Below are 15443 nucleotides of genomic sequence, written 5' to 3' on the forward strand. Positions count from 1 at the left end.
GAAGATTGACCCGGCATCTTGCCAACTGACGTGGCCGAAGGCGCTTCCATCGGCGGCGCGATGCGCACCGATCGCATCTTGGCAGAAACGCAGTCTCGCGCCCCCGGGCCAGGCATGTGTTAGCGGGGCGCTTCATCCTTCCCTACACCGTCCTGCGTCGACAAGAGGATAACGACCTCTTCTATCGGGAGGCACGACGGCGGGGCGGGCCGTTTTCGGCACCGGTCCGCCGAACGGTCGGCAAATGACTGCTCGTGGATGAGGCCAATTATCCCGCTCCGGTCCGCTTACCGAGGGACCGGTTTCTTCATCAGCCTGAATTCAAGCAGCCAGCAGCTCGTCCGCCGGGCCGAAGAATTCATAGTGGATCCGGTCAGCCTCGACCCCGGCAAGCGAGAGCCCGCTGACGAAGGCGCGCAAGAAGGGCTTGGGACCGCAGAGATAGAAATCGGCGCGATCGAACGGCAGATTGCGTTGCAGCCAGTCGGTCGAGATGATCCCGGCGTGGTCGAAAGTCTCGCCCGGTCGATCGTCCGCCTGCGGTTCGTTATAAAAGGTCGTCACTGCAATCCGGCCATGACGGCGCGCCAAGGCGCGGACATGATCGTCCATCGCGTGGGTCGCGCTGCTCAGCGTGCCGTGGACGTAAAATGTCTCAAGGTCGGGATGGCGCTCGGCGATCGTCTCGATCATGCTAACCATGGGCGTGAGACCGACGCCGCCTGAAAGCAGGACGACGGGTCGCCGCGGATCGTCCGGCAGAAAGAAATCGCCGGCGGGCGGCGTGGCCTCGAGTTCGGCGCCGACCTGGACCGCGTCATGCAGGAAGCGCGACCCGCCCTGACCATCGGCTTCGCGTTTTACCGAGATGCGATAATAGTCCGCATTGGGAGCGCAGCTGATCGAATAGTTGCGCTTCAGTTCGGGCTGACCGGGTACGGGAAGCCGCAAGGTCAGATACTGACCAGCCTTGTGCGGCACAACGGGACCCCGATCGATCGGGCGTAGGATGAAGGAGGTGATGACGGCGCTCTCCTGGATTTTCTGCGCGACACGAAAACGGCGCCAGCCATGCCATCCGCCAGGCGTCTGTTCGATGCCGCCGCGAATCCGCGCTTCGCGCGCCTGCAGGATGTTCGCTAGAAACCAATAGGCCTCGCCCCATGCCGCCAGGAGGTCGGGAGTCGCCGCCTCTCCGAGCACATCGCCGATCGCACCGAGTAGCGCGGCCGCGACGAAGGGATAATGCTCGGGCAAAATATGATAGCCGATATGCTTCTGCGCGATCCGTTCGACCACCGGCGCGAGCGCGCCAAGATTCTCGATATTCTGCGCATAGCCGAGAACGGCGGCGGCGAGGGCGTGCACCTGCGCCCCGCCCTCACCCTGATTGGCTTGATTGAAGAGACCACGGATATCGTCATCCTCGAAAAGCCGCTCGTACATCCGCGCCGTGATCGCGGCCCCATGTTCCGAGAGCGCCGGGACGCTGGCTTTGACGAGCGCGATGGTTTCCGTACTTAACGGATTGGTCATTTCAATTTCCTTTGATGAAGGTCAGTCGTGAAGGATGGGGAGATGGTCGTAGAATTCGACCTGCATCCGCATCGATCCATGCGGTTCGACCCGATGCACTTGCTCCGGTTCAATCAGACCCGGGCGGTCCGGGGTGAGAAGCAGCCCCTTCTCAGCTTTGCCTGCCACGAAATAATGCAGGGCTCCGTCGAGAACCCGGATCACGCCCCACACGCCTGCTTTGGTATTGTGCGCGGCGCGAAGCGCTTTAGGGAGTGTCACCTCATCGAAGACGGGCGTCACCTTGTACGGCCGATCGCTCATGACTCGCCGTCGACCAAATCTCTGCGATATGCTCGGGATGGCATGGGTGCCGCGTGCATTCAAAAAGCTCCTGTCATTTGTTCGAGGCCTCGGATTGGTGGTGAGGAAGCTTGAAAAAGAGCGCCAGCTTGAGGCTTTCGGCGATGCGCGCTGCCTTCGCCTGCAACGCACGGGCGTCAGCCGGCGGCATCATTTCCTCGGTCGTCTGCTCCCAGATGGCGAGCCATCGGTCGAACATCGCGGGAGTAACGCGATCGCGATGCCGCGCGTGAACTGCGACCGGATTGCCTTTGTAGCGCCCGGTTGCGAGCATGACCGACGACCAGAAATCGACAAGCTGGGAATGATGAGCGGGCCAGTCCGCCACGGCGTCGGTGAAGATCGGGCCAAGCACCGCGTCGGCGCAAATCCTTTTGTAAAATTGCGGAATCAACCGGTCAAGCGCGCTTTCCAAACCTGTCAAAACGGTCGTCACGAGTCGGCTCCATAAACATGCACTTCAAATGCATCTATCGCCGTTCCCCAAAACATGCAATAATAATACATGTATTTTTGGCCGCTCCTGCATAGCGGCTGCAGGGAGGTCCCGTGCGTCTGACGCGCTATTCGGATTATGCGATGCGCGTGCTGCTGTTCCTGGCGGTGCGACCTGACGATCTCTGCCCGATCGCCAGCATCGCCCGCGCGCACAGCATCTCGCAGAATCACTTGATGAAGGTCGTCAACGACCTGGTGAATGCAGGATATCTTTCGAGCGTTCGTGGCCGGTTCGGCGGCATTCGCCTTGCGCGGCCCGCGAGCGAAATTATCGTCGGCGCGGTGATCCGGCACACGGAGGACGGGTTCGATCTGGTCGATTGCGGCAGTTGCATCATCGCCCCGGCTTGCGGACTGACGGGGGCGCTCAGCAAGGCGCTGTCGGCATTTCTGGAGGTCCTCGACGGCTATACGCTGGCGGACCTTGTCGTGAGCCGCTCAGCGATGCTCGCGCTTTTCGACAGGCGCGACGATCCGCTCGAGACGGCGAAGGGTCCGGATGAGGTTGCTGAAGGGCACACCGGCCCGCTCGGGACACAAACCCTTCGGTAACGGCAATTCGCATCCGGGTCTGCCCGAGCGCTGTATCGGACGGACCCATGTCAATCGGTCTTTATTCTCGAAAAAGCGGGGGGAAGGTGTGGAGTGCGCACATCTTTTTGTAGTCCCGATCGGATGAAGGGGCCTGTCCGATTTCTCGCTTCAGAAGGGAAAGAAGAACTGGATTGCCCAGATCGCGGCGACCATCGTGATAAGATTGAGCGGCAATCCCACCCGCACGAAGTCCAGATAACGGTAGCCGCCCATCTGGCTTCCCGCCCGCAGCATCCCTGCCCGACGCGACCGAATGGGCCGCCCCAATGACGGATCATCGCGCCTTTCCTGAAAAATTCGTTTCAAGGGCGATCGATCAAAAAAGGCTGACAATGCTTGAATAATATTCATGCACCTCTATCTTATAGCCATGGCAACCGAAATTAGTTCTCTATGGCTTCGTAGCACGGAAAAACTGCTAACGCTCTAGCCAGCCTCACCCGAATGATTTGAAATTCGGGAACTGGGGGCTATTTCTCAAGCACTGAAGCGCGGATAATATCCAGCTTGCTTGAATTTTCAAATATACAATTTTCGTTGAAAGAAGCGCATCTGATGCGATTTCTTTTTTAAGAATACTGCACTCTGAGCGGCTTCGCGAGAGAGGCTGGTCGTCGATCCTTCGCGATCGGCGATAGGCCGCATCGTCACGCGAGCTCGGATTAAAAGAGATGATGATCGTGCCAACCTCCATTCGGCAGTCGCCGGACAACATAACTTCTGCAGATAGAATTCAGGAATCAAACCAATTCAAGTTGAGGTTTAAAGTACTGATTTTTTTCTCTGTCGCGTCCCTCAACGTAGCCCTGATTGCTATGTTTTCGGCAAACCCTTGACCTAGGGTCGTTCGAGGACCTGATAATGACCTATAAAAAAGCCAATCTAGTGCCACCGCAACCGCTTGGATGAGCCTGATCCGGATGCACACAAACTTCCGGATCAGGTGTGCAGCAGACAGAGCAACGACCTTTTATGAAACTCGTAAACGGAGCAATCGACATGGCAAAGAAGAATCAAAGAGGAAACCGCGAGCCGCGAAAGCCCAAGAAGCAGAAAGACATATCCAGCCTAGAAAATTCGGTTTCGGCAGCGCTTAGCAAACAGCTTCCGAGCCAGCGCGAACACGCCTGACGATATTTTTCAGGTCGTGAGGACGGGGGCTTTCTTGCCTCCCCCCAGGTGTGGGAGCCCCTGTCCGATCTAGTATTGAAGATCCCCACGAACAGGTCGCCAAAGATCTGGAGTATCTTACACGACAAGCCGGTTTTCGGTTCCAGTGCGGATGGGAGACATCCGCACCGAATTTAACGGAGGACAATGATGTCAAAGTCGCTTCTTCGTCGTTTGAAGAAAAATCACGGTCTCATTTCGCGTTTAATTGCCAAGCAGCAGGGGTCAAAACTATATGATCCCTTAATGCTGGGCGAACTCAAGAAGACGAGATTGTCCATCAAAGACCGGATCGCCCGAATTGAAACAGCGGCGCCTCTTTGGCATGATTTGGCCTAGGGTCATCAAACCTTGTCCCACATAAGAATTATCACGCCGCCTCTATGACACTCATCGACAATCTTGGCCGCAACCGCATGAGCGCCTGGCTTGCATGGATGGCAGTGTTGTCACTCGGTTTGCTCGCAACGGGCGGCGTTAGGCTGGGAATCAACGGTCTGGAGGACCGCCCCGTACAGTCAACGATCCGCGCCCTTGAAGACGCCCCGCCGCATATCATCCGCGTTGCGTCAACCAAGCTGACCGCGCACCGGCCGAACATCGACGATGATAGGCCGACGCCGGGTTCCGATCCGGCGATGTCAACGGCGGGCGTCGGGCGCGTTGCGATCCCCGCGGCAGCGTCGGTCCTTTTGCTGGCGCTGGCTGCTCCGATCGTGGAGCGCGCAGGTTCCCCCTACGCTGCTCGCGCGCCGCCCGCTTCCATCATCTGACTATCCCGAAGTCGCAATAATCGCGGCACGATGATCTGTCGCCTTCACTCCGGGGGCGATAACGATGGAAATTTCCAATGACTGTTCATACCGAAAGCGGGGCCGTGCTACGGACCCCGGCCGACTGCGTGGAAGATATCTTCCGCCGTTACCCCGCCATCTCACCCGACGAAGCAGAGGAGGCGTTGACGTTCCTCCAGAACGGACCGCATCTCGAGGTCGGTCTCGTCACCGGCAATTCGGAACTGCGCGACAACATAGCTGCTTTCCGGCATCAGCATCGGAAGGCGCTGAGGCTCGGTCTACGCGACTATTTGAAGTTCGGTGTGGTCTTCACCGTGCTCGTTGTCATACCGATCGCGACGCTCGCCTACTGGTGATGTCGACGGCGTCCGGCGCCGCGAGGGCAGCGCCGGTCCACGGCTCGTCGTTGCACGCGGGATATTTCGCGCTTTGCCTTCTAGTGCGGGCTAGATCGGGTCACCCAAGATCCGCGCGATGAAGACAGTCGCAGAAGCTTCAGGGCTCTTTTCGAACGAATCTGGCCGTTTGCGGTCAGTCCGCTTTTGGTGAAGGATTGCGGAAAGCAGACATCGGCCGATCCTCGGATAGGCGCCTCCCTCACAGGACAGCGATCAAAATCTTATGCGGGAGTATCCGTAATTCTTCTCCGCCGCCGAGGCAAAATCACAAGCGAGTGGATCGAATTGTTATCCTTCAATCAACACCAAGCTCGCTTGTTTCTCCGCCGCTACCGTCAGGCAGGCTTCGTTTCGGATTGCCAGTCCGTCATGGGGTGTCATGCGATCGCGTCCGATGACGACCGCGCCAGCCATAACGAGGAGATAGGCGAATTCGCTCGCGAGGGGCACATCGATTGACTGCCCGGCCGCCACATCCAGCCATTTCACCCGGGCGGGTGTTCGTAGCCGGACGTGAGCGATATCGGCGTCGTCGCCGCTGGCCAGCCAGCCCGGCGCAGCGGACAGCGCAACCGGCTCGCGAAAGGCGGCCGGTTCGTCCGCGACGCTCGACAGCCCGATCGTGGTGAAAGATGCTGGTTTCGACGATCGATTGGCGATACCGAACTCCGCCCCGGTGCCCGCGGCGATATAGGCGAACCGGTTTCGCCCGACCACCATGTCACGGTCCATAGGGCGCGTGATGCGGATTTCGCCCTCGTCGACGATCACGAGCATTTCGGTTGCGAAATGGAAGCTAGGTTGCAACTCGGCGCCAGCGGCAAGACGATCATGATTGAGATAGCGCGTCCGCCCCCATTCGAGGCGCTCGACATCCTGGTAGCCGGCAAAGCAGAAATGGTGCCACGCCTGAAGCCAAGCGAGGTCGGTCTTGCCGAGATCCGACGCGGGGCGATATTCGATCATGGTCTCGGGCGTTCGTCTTGCGTCACGACCCATTGCAGTTCGAGTTTGGCACCGCCCGCACTCAGCTGCATCGATTCTTCGGGCAAGCCAAGCGCGGCCGCGACCTTTTCGCGCAGGGCGCGATTGCCGCCCACGACATTCAGGGCCAAACCGCGCCGCCGCGCGGCCCATGCTGCCGTCTCTACCGCCTCCCGGCCGCCGGCGTCGAGTTCGTCCTTCTCGAACGTTACCGCGGGCAGCTCGAGAGCGGGCGGCACAAGCTCGACCGTCCAGTTCGGCTCGGTTCGCGTGACGCGCGCTTCGAGCTCGCGATATGTCGCGAGGTCGGCCGCTCCGATCCTCGCCGCTCGCACGAGCGCGCGACGGCGATCGGTATCCACCATGACATTTTCCCGGCCGGTCCCGGCGACCAGCGCCAATTTCTCGGCTACCCGCTCGCCCGCGAGCCCGGGCGTGGGACCGCGCGCGGCCGCGACCTGATTGGTCTCGGCGTCGCCGCTCCCAACGCGAAGCTGATCGATCTCGAGCCGCACGGGTTGACCGAGCGAAAGCGTCAGCGCGCGGGCAGCGGAGCGCTCGGCGTCCTTGACGAGGGTCGGCGTGAGCACGGTCGCGGTAATGGCGAGCGGCCGCGCCTCATAGTCGATCTGGAGATCGCTGATCCGCGCGTCGCGGCCGAATTGCCCGGCAACGATCTCGCCGGTCTGTCGCGACGTCACCGCCTCCCAAGCGATCTGCTTGAGCGCGAGCCCGAGCGGAACGCCGAGCGCCAAAAACACGATCATGATCAGCGTCGCCTGAAGCCGGGTCTGTTGCGGCGAGAGCTTATGGCCGAAGCCATAGAGCCGCGCCATGATGGCGGCGGCCAGCGCGATCACCATCAGGTTGGTCAGAAACAGGAGACCGGCCCCCGCGAACACAGTGCCATTGGCTGTCGCGAGCCCGAAGCCGATCGTGGCGAGCGGCGGCATGAGCGCGGTGGCGATCGCGACGCCGACGATCGCGCCGTGGCGGCCGCGCACCATCGCATAGGCGCCGGCGAGGCCAGAGAAGAGCGCGACGAGCAAATCGAAGAAATTGGGGCGGGTGCGCGCGGCGATTTCGGCGGTCACCGTCTGCAGCGGCGACAGCACGACGATGAGCGCGCTGAAGCCCACCGCGAGAATGATGCCGAGCCCGAGAGCGACGAGCGAACGATAGATTTCCTCGGAATCGAAGGTCGCGAGCCCGAAGCCGAGCGCGACGATCGGTCCCATCAGCGGCGATATGAGCATCGCACCGATCACGACGGCGGGCGAGGAGAGCAGTAGGCCGAGAATGGCGATGCCGCCCGACATCAGCGTCATGAAGGCGTAGTGACCATTCCAACCGCCTTCGGCCCGAACGCGGTCGACCACGTCGGAATAGTCGACAGTGCCGACGACATCGCGGAGCCACCAGCGCGTCAGCGAGCCGGTGCGCTGCGACGAAAAGCGTTTTACCCAAGCCATCATCCGATCTGCCTGTCCCAGCGAGGCTTGGAACGCAAGGCAAGACGGCCTACATAGGATCGGCACCAGAGCTTCGCGCCGGACGCCGAGCGGCCGGCATCATGATCTGATCCCTGAAAGACCGGGATTGGCAAGCGCGGCCGAGCCGCTCGAAAAAGGACAGCCCATGCATGGCGCAATGCCACCCTTGAAGCTGATCGCGCTTTGCGCCTTGCTTGCGGTGCTGGTCGGGGGGATGGGTTTTTCGCTCTACAATATGATACCGACGGGGCGGGCACGGCTTGCGCTTCTCGCGATCTGCCTGTCAGGCCTTGCGGTGGGCGCGATCCTGCTTCTGCCAAGCTAGGCCCCTGCCGATGCCGCCGTCTCAATCCGCCACGATATCGCGCACCGAAAAGCCCTCACCTCGTCATCGCGCCGGGCTGACGCGCGTTGTGCGCGCACACCTGAGAGTGCAGAGGCCGGCATGCGGCAGGGATTAGCCGCGATCACCCTCGGAGTGGAAAGCCTTGCCCGCTCGCGCCGCTTCTACGCGGACGGATTCGGCTGGTCGCCGATTTTCGAGAATGACGAGATCATCTTCTATCAGATGAACGGCCTCGTCTTTGCAACCTGGCTGCAGGTATCGCTCGAAGCCGATACGCACCGATATGCGGTTCAGAACCCGGGAGCCTTCACCCTCGCACATAATGTCGGATCAGCGGAAGAGGTCGACCCTGTTCTTGCTCGACTTCAGCAGTCCGGCGGCCGCCTGCTACGCCCTGCCGATGCCCCGCCGCAGGGCGGCTATCGCGGCTATGTGGAAGATCCCGATGGTCATTGCTGGGAGATCGCCTTCAACCCGGCATGGACGATCGACGACAAGGGCCATGTGACATTCGGCGTTTGATCACCGCTCACGAAAGCATGGCCGGGATGCCATCCGCCTGTTTGCGCGTCAGCAGCGGGCGACGTCTCCATTCTGCTCGATCTCGTCAATTTGCTCGATATCTTCGCGAAGCAGTTCGGGAGCCGGCGGGGCGCGGCGCAGCACGATAAATCCGATGAGCGCGGCCAGCAGCGATCCTGCCAATGTCCCCAGCTTTGCCTCCTCGACGAGCGCGGGATTGGCGAAGGCGAGACCGCCGATGAACAGGCTCATCGTGAATCCGATGCCGCACAGCACCGAGACCGCATAGATTTGCAGCCATGTTGCGCCGCGCGGGCGGGTCGCAAAACCGGTCTTTACGGCAAACCAGACAGCACCGAAGATCCCGAGCTGTTTCCCGAGAAACAGACCGGCTGCGATCCCCACAGGCAGGGGCGCAAGGATTTCATCCCATGTGATGCCCGCCAGATGCACGCCGGCGTTGGCAAATCCGAAAAGCGGGACGATGAAGAAGGCCACCGGCGCATCAAGGAGATGTTCGAGCCGGTGGAGCGGCGAGTCCGCGGCGTCAGGCGTACCCGGCGTCGGAATGAGCGGGACCGCGAAGGCTGCCACGACGCCCGCGATCGTCGCGTGGATGCCCGACAGCAGAACGGCGTACCAGAGCAGGGCAAACCCAAGAAGATAGAGCGAGATCGACCGAACGCCGAGGCGATTGAGGGCGAACAGCGCCGCGACGAGACCAGCGGCCGCCGCCAGCGGAACGAGCGCGAGGCTCGACGTATAAAAGGCGGCAATGATCGCGACCGCGCCCATGTCGTCGACAATGGCAACGGTCACGAGGAAGAGTTTCAGCGACGTCGGCGCGCGGCGGCCGAGAAGCGCCAGAACGCCCATGGCGAAAGCGATATCGGTCGCCGACGGGATGGCCCAGCCATTCACCAGGGCTGGGTCACCGCCGGCGATGAGCAGGTAAATGGCAGCGGGAACCGCCATGCCGGCAGCCGCAGCCAATATGGGCAGCCGGCGCTGATTCCAGGTCGAAAGGCGCCCATCGACCAGCTCGCGCTTGATTTCGAGGCCCACGAACAGGAAGAAAATCGCCATCAACCCGTCGTTGATCCACAGGTGCAACGTCATCGGACTGAGCTTGTCGGTCAGCGCCGGGCTGACCGGCGTGTGCAGCCAATCATGATATTGCGTACCAAAGGGCGAATTTGCGACGACCATCGCGAGGGCCGCGGCAAACATGAGGATGATGCCGCCAGCCGCTTCGCTGGCCATGAAGGCGCGCAGCGCGGATCGGGTTTTTGGAGGAGCCATAGGTGGCTCCCTAGCTCGCGCCCGCCCGGCACAAAAGGCTCGGGCGAAAAAAGAATGACCGTGCCGCCAAATGGTCAGGCGATATCGGTAGCCCCGGCCCGGTCGATGGCGCCGCTGTCGAGCAACGGAGCGGCGTCCATCTCACCGGCGCCCAATAGGGCTGCCAGACGCTCGGTGCTGGCGAGGATCATCGCCTGCTCCCAAGGAGGCAGGGCGCCAAAGCGTTCGGTGAACACTCCCTGCAACATATCGGGCGCCCCGGCGACCCGCCGGCGGCCCTCGGCGGTTGTGCTCAGGAGGATCTGGCGCTTGTCGCGATCGCTCCGCGTTCGCGCTGCAAGATCGAGGGCGACGAGCCGGTCGACGACGGCGGTAATCGTTGCCTGGCTGAACTGCAGCTTTCTCGCGATGGCGCCCGGGGTGACCTCGGCGTGCGCATCGACTTCGCGCAGGACAAGCATTTGCGAAGGCGTGAGACCGGTTGCCGCGGCGAGCTTGCGGCTACCGCCTTCGGTCGCCTGCAAGACGCGCCGAAGCGCTTTCAAAGTGGCGTTCGCAATCTCGGATTCCATTAGGATTTGTTAGCCGCACACCGGGCTCGCACAAACCCGTATTTTGATTTCAACCCATTTAATTATATTTCACTAACCGAAGTATATTTCGTCGCACGGGTTGAACGGATCATCGTAGATGCTATATTTTAGGCCATCTTAGAGCGAGTCGTGACGCGGCCGCTCCAAATTATCCTTCAGGAGATGAATCATATTTGACCGGCAACAAGACGAAGAGTCATTGCCTTCGGAAAAAGAAGCGGGCGCCCCACCTTCCTCCACCGGAATCGCGTTCAGACAGCCTGTCGCGACCGACGGTCCCGCCATCACGGCGCTGATTTCACGTTGTCCGCCGCTCGATCGCAATTCCGCCTACTGCAATCTCATCCAGTCGACCCATTTCGCCGACCATTGCGTCGTCGCGCAGCAGGGTGACCGGATCGTGGGTTGGGTCTCGGGACATCGTCCCCCGTCCGACCCGACATGTTTTTTCGTCTGGCAGGTCGCCGTCGCGGCCGAGGGGCGCGGCAAGGGTCTTGCGAAGCGGATGATCCAGTCGCTGCTCGCCCGTCGCGCGCAGCAGGGAGTCACCTGCCTGACCACCACGGTAACCGACCACAATAAAGCGTCCTGGGCGCTGTTTCACTCGCTCGCCCGCGACTGGGATTCGCCGCTCGAACGCACCGCGCTGTTCGAGCGCGAAGCGCATTTCGCCGGGGCTTATCCGACCGAATATCAGGCCTGCATCGGGCCATTCGATCTCAACAAGATTCAAAAAACGCAGGGGTAAATCGATGATTATGGAACCGAAGCCGTCCGGTGCGATCCCGGACAGGACTATCTATGAGCGCCGCGAGTCCGGCGTGCGAAGCTATGCCCGCTCGATGCCGCGCCAGTTCGGCAAGGCCGAGGGCGTCTGGATGCACGACAGCGAAGGCGGGCGGTATCTCGACTTCCTGTCGGGCTGCTCGACGCTTAACTATGGTCATAACCATCCGCTGCTCAAGCAGGCGCTGCTCGATTATATCGCCGCCGACGGCATCGCGCATGGTCTCGACCTCCACACCGACGCCAAGGAAGCGTTCCTGCGGACGTTCGAGGATGTCATCCTGACCCCGCGCGGGCTCGATTATCGCATCATGTTCACTGGCCCGACCGGGACCAATGCGGTCGAGGCCGCGATCAAGCTGGCGCGCAAGATCACCGGCCGCGAAATGGTCATCGCCTTTACCAACGGCTTTCACGGCATGACGCTCGGCGCGCTCGCCTGCACCGGCAACGCCGCCAAGCGCGGCGGCGCCGGGGTGCCGCTCAGTCACGTCGCGCATGAACCCTATGATGGCTATTACGGCCCCGAGGTCGACACCGCCGATCTGCTCGAACAAAGGCTGTCCGACCCGTCAAGCGGACTCGACGCGCCGGCCGCGATCCTTGTCGAAACCGTGCAAGGCGAAGGCGGGCTCAACGCCGCGTCGCCCGAGTGGCTGCGCCGGATCGCCGACATCGCCAAGGCGCATGGGGCGCTGCTGATCGTCGATGACATCCAGGCGGGCTGCGGCCGGACCGGTGGCTTCTTCAGCTTTGAAGACATGGGGTTCACCCCTGACATCATCACGATGGCCAAATCGCTGTCGGGCATGGGCCTGCCCTTTGCGCTCACGCTCTTTCGCCCCGAGTTCGACCAGTTCTCGCCGGGCGAGCATAATGGCACCTTCCGCGGCAACAACCATGCCTTCGTCACCGCGACCGCGGCGCTGCGCCACTTCTGGAGCGACGACGCCTTTCAGGCCGACGTCCGCCGCCGCGGCGCGCAGCTCGAGGCGCGCCTCACCCGCATCGCTGCCGACTATGGGTTCGAGACCCGCGGGCGCGGCATGATGCGCGGCATCAGCACGGGATCGGGAGAGCTGGCCGGCACGGTCACCGCCGCCTGTTTCGACGCCGGCCTGATCATCGAGACCAGCGGCGCGCATGACGAGGTGATCAAGGTGCTCGCGCCGCTTGTCATCGACGATGCGACGCTCGGCGTCGGCCTCGACATTCTCGAAACCCGGATCCGCGATGCGATGGCCGCAGATTACGCCGTCGCCGCCGAATAACTCAGGAGACAGATATGATCATTCGCAACCTCAACGACATCCGCAAGACCGACCGAAATGTCCGCTCGGACGGCTGGGCCAGCGCCCGCATGCTGCTCAAGGATGATGGGATGGGCTTTTCCTTCCATATCACCACCATGTTCGCCGGCACCGAATTGAAGATGCATTACCAGAATCATCTGGAATCGGTCTTCGTGCTGAAGGGCAAGGGGACCATCGAAGATCTCGCCACCGGCGAGATTCACAAGCTCGAGCCAGGCGTGATGTATGCGCTCAACGACAATGACCGCCATATCGTGCGCCCCGAGACCGATATCCTGACCGCCTGCGCCTTCAACCCGCCGGTCACCGGCAAGGAAGTGCATGACGAGACAGGCGCCTATCCGGCTGATCCGGACGGTCTGCGCGCGACCGTTCTTGCCGAGTAATAAAAGAAAAACAGGGATAACCCATGATTGACCTCTACCCCTCGCGCCATGCCGCGGCAGCAGAGATGCGTCCGCGACAGGATCCCGTCGTCCATAGCGAATGGAGCAACGACGCGCCGATCGGCCCCGCGCAGGCCGCGCAGTTCGACCGCGACGGCTATATCGTGCTCGAGGATATCTTCTCGGCCGATGAAGTGGCCTTCCTGCAAAAGGCCGCAGGCGCGTTGCTCGCCGATCCCGCCGCGCTCGATGACGATACGATCGTTACCGAGCCGCAGGGAAAGGAAATCCGGTCGATCTTCGAAATTCACCGGCAGAATGCGGTAATGGCGCGCCTTGCCGCCGATGCGCGTCTCGCCGACGTCGCGCGGTTCCTGCTCGGCGACGAGGTCTATATTCATCAGTCGCGGCTCAACTATAAACCGGGTTTCACAGGCAAGGAATTCTACTGGCACAGCGATTTCGAAACCTGGCATGTCGAGGATGGCATGCCGCGGATGCGCGCGTTGTCGATGTCGATCCTGCTCGCCGAGAACACCCCGCACAATGGGCCATTGATGGTCCTGCCGGGATCGCACCGCACCTATCTCACCTGCATCGGCGAGACGCCCGACGATCATTATCTGAGTTCTCTGAAACGCCAGGAATATGGCGTCCCCGACGAAGACAGCCTCGCCGAACTGGCGCACAGGCATGGCATCGTCGCACCGACCGGCAAGCCGGGGACCGTGATCCTGTTCGACTGCAATCTGATGCACGGCTCGAACGGCAACATCACGCCCTTCCCTCGCGCCAATGCGTTTCTGGTCTATAACGCCGTCAGCAACCGGCTCGAAGAACCCTTCGGCGCGCCGAAGCCCCGACCCTGGTTTCTCGCCCATCGCGGCGATCCGAAGCCCTTGCGGAGCGAACAGGGGCGGCTCGACGCGCTGGTGCCGGCATGACGGGCGCCCATAGCGTCGAGAAGATCGGCGGGACCTCGATGGCGGCGACCGAGACGCTGCTCGACAATGTCCTCATCGCCGGTCGCACGGGTGCCGAACTCTACCAGCGCATCTTCGTCGTATCGGCCTTTGCCGGAATGACCGACCTGCTCCTCGAGAACAAAAAAAGCGGCACGCCCGGTGTCTATGGGCGTTTTGTGGCCGACGATAGCGCCGAAGGTTGGCGCAACGCGATCGGCGTCGTTCGCGAGGCGGTGCGTGATCGCAACGCTGCGATGTTCGCGCGGACGAAGAGCCGCGCCGAAGCGGATGCCTTTATCGAGCAACGGATCCGGGCGGTGTCAGCCTGTCTCGAGGATCTCGCACGGCTGCGCAGCCACGGCCGTTTCTGCGTCAAGGAGCAGTTGCTGACGCTTCGCGAGCTTCTCGCGGGGATCGGCGAAGCGCATAGCGCGCATAGCACGGCGCTGCTGCTGCGCGATCGCGGTGTGAACGCCCGGGTCGTCGACCTCACCTTGTGGGACCAGGACGATCTGCGCAGCCTCGACCAGAGGATCGAGGAAGCGTTCGCGGGGATCAACCTGTCGACCACCCTGCCCATCGTCACCGGCTACGCCGGGTGCGAAGGCGGCATGGTACGGCGCTATGCGCGCGGCTACACCGAGATGACCTTTTCGCGGCTCGCGGTGCTGACCGGCGCGCGCGAGGCGATCATCCACAAGGAGTTTCACCTGTCGAGCGCGGACCCGAAGCTGGTCGGCGTGGACAAGGCGCGCAAGATCGGCCGGACCAATTATGACGTCGCCGACCAGCTCGCCAATCTCGGCATGGAGGCTATTCATCCGGGCGCGGGCCGAGGCCTGCGCCAGACCGATATTCCGCTGCGCGTCCGCAACACCTTCGATCGCGAGGACGAGGGCACGCTGGTGACCGGCGACTATGTCTCGGACGTCCCGCGGGTCGAGATCGTCACCGGCATACGCCAGATGCAGGCGCTGCAGTTCTTTGAGCAGGACATGGTCGGGATCAAAGGCTATGACAGCGCGATCCTCGAGGTGCTGGCCCGTCACGGCGTGTGGATCGTCAGCAAATCGTCGAACGCCAACACGATCACCCATTATCTCTCGGCCACTCCCGACGCGGTGACGAAGGTGATCGCCGATCTGCAGAAAGATTATCCCGACGCCGCCATTTCGGCGCAGCCGGTGGCGATGGTGTCGGCGATCGGCAGCGACATTTCGCGTCCCGGGCTTGTTCCCGATGCGCTGCGCGCGCTCGATGAGGCGGGGATCATGATGATCGCGATGCAGCACCAGATCCGCAACGTCGATATCCAGTTCATCATCGAATGCCGCGACTTCGACGCGGCGGTGCGCGCCCTGCATCGGGCGCTGATCGAAGATGAGGGGCAAGCGGCCGAGGGCCGGCGCGCCGCCTGA

Annotated in this window: 19 protein-coding genes; 11 read left to right on the plus strand and 8 right to left on the minus strand. The window is 61.9% G+C overall.

Going from position 1 to position 15443, the window contains the following annotated elements:
• Positions 1-321 precede the first annotated feature (321 nt).
• The 3 genes from hmpA to ACO055_RS09200 all read right to left on the minus strand — a co-directional run bounded on the left by hmpA (position 322) and on the right by ACO055_RS09200 (position 2314).
• Positions 322-1536 carry an NO-inducible flavohemoprotein gene (gene hmpA, locus ACO055_RS09190; protein WP_422062287.1) on the minus strand — a complete coding sequence of 405 codons (1215 nt, stop codon included), beginning with the start codon at positions 1534-1536 and terminating at the stop codon, positions 322-324.
• A gap of 21 nt (positions 1537-1557) precedes the next feature.
• Positions 1558-1839: a DUF1971 domain-containing protein gene (locus ACO055_RS09195; RefSeq protein WP_422062288.1), complete on the minus strand. Its 282-nt coding sequence runs from the start codon at positions 1837-1839 to the stop codon at positions 1558-1560.
• Positions 1840-1912: 73 nt separating this feature from the next.
• Positions 1913-2314: a group III truncated hemoglobin gene (locus ACO055_RS09200; protein WP_422062289.1), complete on the minus strand. Its 402-nt coding sequence runs from the start codon at positions 2312-2314 to the stop codon at positions 1913-1915.
• Positions 2315-2427: 113 nt separating this feature from the next.
• Between ACO055_RS09200 and ACO055_RS09205 the strand changes: the two genes are divergently transcribed.
• A complete protein-coding gene (locus ACO055_RS09205; RefSeq protein WP_422062290.1) occupies positions 2428-2928 on the plus strand; it encodes an RrF2 family transcriptional regulator in 501 nt (166 codons plus the stop codon).
• 150 nt (positions 2929-3078) lie between these two features.
• Here ACO055_RS09205 and ACO055_RS09210 read toward each other — a convergent pair whose 3' ends face one another.
• A complete protein-coding gene (locus ACO055_RS09210) occupies positions 3079-3321 on the minus strand; it encodes a hypothetical protein (RefSeq protein ID WP_422062507.1) in 243 nt (80 codons plus the stop codon).
• A gap of 969 nt (positions 3322-4290) precedes the next feature.
• On the opposite strand from ACO055_RS09210, the gene ACO055_RS09215 reads away from it, so the two are divergent.
• From ACO055_RS09215 to ACO055_RS09225, 3 genes are all read left to right on the plus strand, one after another.
• Positions 4291-4479, plus strand: coding sequence for a DUF465 domain-containing protein (locus tag ACO055_RS09215; protein WP_422062291.1), 189 nt, complete (start codon positions 4291-4293; stop codon positions 4477-4479).
• Positions 4480-4523: 44 nt separating this feature from the next.
• Positions 4524-4913 (plus strand): hypothetical protein, encoded by a 390-nt coding sequence (locus ACO055_RS09220; RefSeq protein WP_422062292.1) that lies wholly within the window; start codon positions 4524-4526, stop codon positions 4911-4913.
• Between the two features lie 77 nt (positions 4914-4990).
• Positions 4991-5293: a hypothetical protein gene (locus ACO055_RS09225; RefSeq protein WP_422062293.1), complete on the plus strand. Its 303-nt coding sequence runs from the start codon at positions 4991-4993 to the stop codon at positions 5291-5293.
• A gap of 330 nt (positions 5294-5623) precedes the next feature.
• On the opposite strand, the gene ACO055_RS09230 is transcribed toward ACO055_RS09225, so the two are convergent.
• Both ACO055_RS09230 and ACO055_RS09235 read right to left on the minus strand, forming a co-directional pair.
• Positions 5624-6301, minus strand: a complete 678-nt coding sequence (locus ACO055_RS09230) for a hypothetical protein (protein ID WP_422062294.1) — start codon at positions 6299-6301, stop codon at positions 5624-5626.
• Complete coding sequence (locus ACO055_RS09235; protein ID WP_422062295.1) at positions 6298-7794, minus strand: DUF389 domain-containing protein; 1497 nt, start codon at positions 7792-7794, stop codon at positions 6298-6300. Before ACO055_RS09235 ends, ACO055_RS09230 begins: the two co-directional genes overlap by 4 nt.
• Positions 7795-7969: 175 nt before the next feature.
• Between ACO055_RS09235 and ACO055_RS09240 the strand changes: the two genes are divergently transcribed.
• Together ACO055_RS09240 and ACO055_RS09245 are read left to right on the plus strand one after the other, a co-directional pair.
• A complete protein-coding gene (locus ACO055_RS09240; protein ID WP_422062296.1) occupies positions 7970-8137 on the plus strand; it encodes a hypothetical protein in 168 nt (55 codons plus the stop codon).
• A gap of 120 nt (positions 8138-8257) precedes the next feature.
• Positions 8258-8680, plus strand: coding sequence for a VOC family protein (locus ACO055_RS09245; protein WP_422062297.1), 423 nt, complete (start codon positions 8258-8260; stop codon positions 8678-8680).
• Positions 8681-8728: 48 nt separating this feature from the next.
• On the opposite strand, the gene nhaA is transcribed toward ACO055_RS09245, so the two are convergent.
• Positions 8729-9982 (minus strand): Na+/H+ antiporter NhaA, encoded by a 1254-nt coding sequence (nhaA, locus tag ACO055_RS09250; protein ID WP_422062298.1) that lies wholly within the window; start codon positions 9980-9982, stop codon positions 8729-8731.
• 74 nt (positions 9983-10056) lie between these two features.
• Positions 10057-10554: a MarR family winged helix-turn-helix transcriptional regulator gene (locus ACO055_RS09255; protein WP_422062299.1), complete on the minus strand. Its 498-nt coding sequence runs from the start codon at positions 10552-10554 to the stop codon at positions 10057-10059.
• Positions 10555-10867: 313 nt separating this feature from the next.
• Here ACO055_RS09255 and ectA point away from each other — a divergent pair, with 313 nt between their 5' ends.
• From ectA to ACO055_RS09280, 5 genes are read left to right on the plus strand one after another with little or no spacing between them, the layout of a single operon-like run.
• Complete coding sequence (gene ectA / locus ACO055_RS09260; protein WP_422062448.1) at positions 10868-11323, plus strand: diaminobutyrate acetyltransferase; 456 nt, start codon at positions 10868-10870, stop codon at positions 11321-11323.
• Positions 11324-11327: 4 nt separating this feature from the next.
• Positions 11328-12632 carry a diaminobutyrate--2-oxoglutarate transaminase gene (gene ectB / locus ACO055_RS09265; protein ID WP_422062300.1) on the plus strand — a complete coding sequence of 435 codons (1305 nt, stop codon included), beginning with the start codon at positions 11328-11330 and terminating at the stop codon, positions 12630-12632.
• A gap of 14 nt (positions 12633-12646) precedes the next feature.
• Positions 12647-13060 (plus strand): ectoine synthase, encoded by a 414-nt coding sequence (locus ACO055_RS09270; protein WP_422062301.1) that lies wholly within the window; start codon positions 12647-12649, stop codon positions 13058-13060.
• Positions 13061-13083: 23 nt separating this feature from the next.
• Complete coding sequence (thpD, locus tag ACO055_RS09275; protein ID WP_422062302.1) at positions 13084-14004, plus strand: ectoine hydroxylase; 921 nt, start codon at positions 13084-13086, stop codon at positions 14002-14004.
• On the plus strand, positions 14001-15443 hold the full coding sequence (locus tag ACO055_RS09280) for an aspartate kinase (RefSeq protein WP_422062303.1): 1443 nt from the start codon (positions 14001-14003) through the stop codon (positions 15441-15443). Before thpD ends, ACO055_RS09280 begins: the two co-directional genes overlap by 4 nt.

The sequence above is a fragment of the Sphingopyxis sp. genome (assembly GCF_965227415.1).
GTDB lineage: Bacteria > Pseudomonadota > Alphaproteobacteria > Sphingomonadales > Sphingomonadaceae > Sphingopyxis.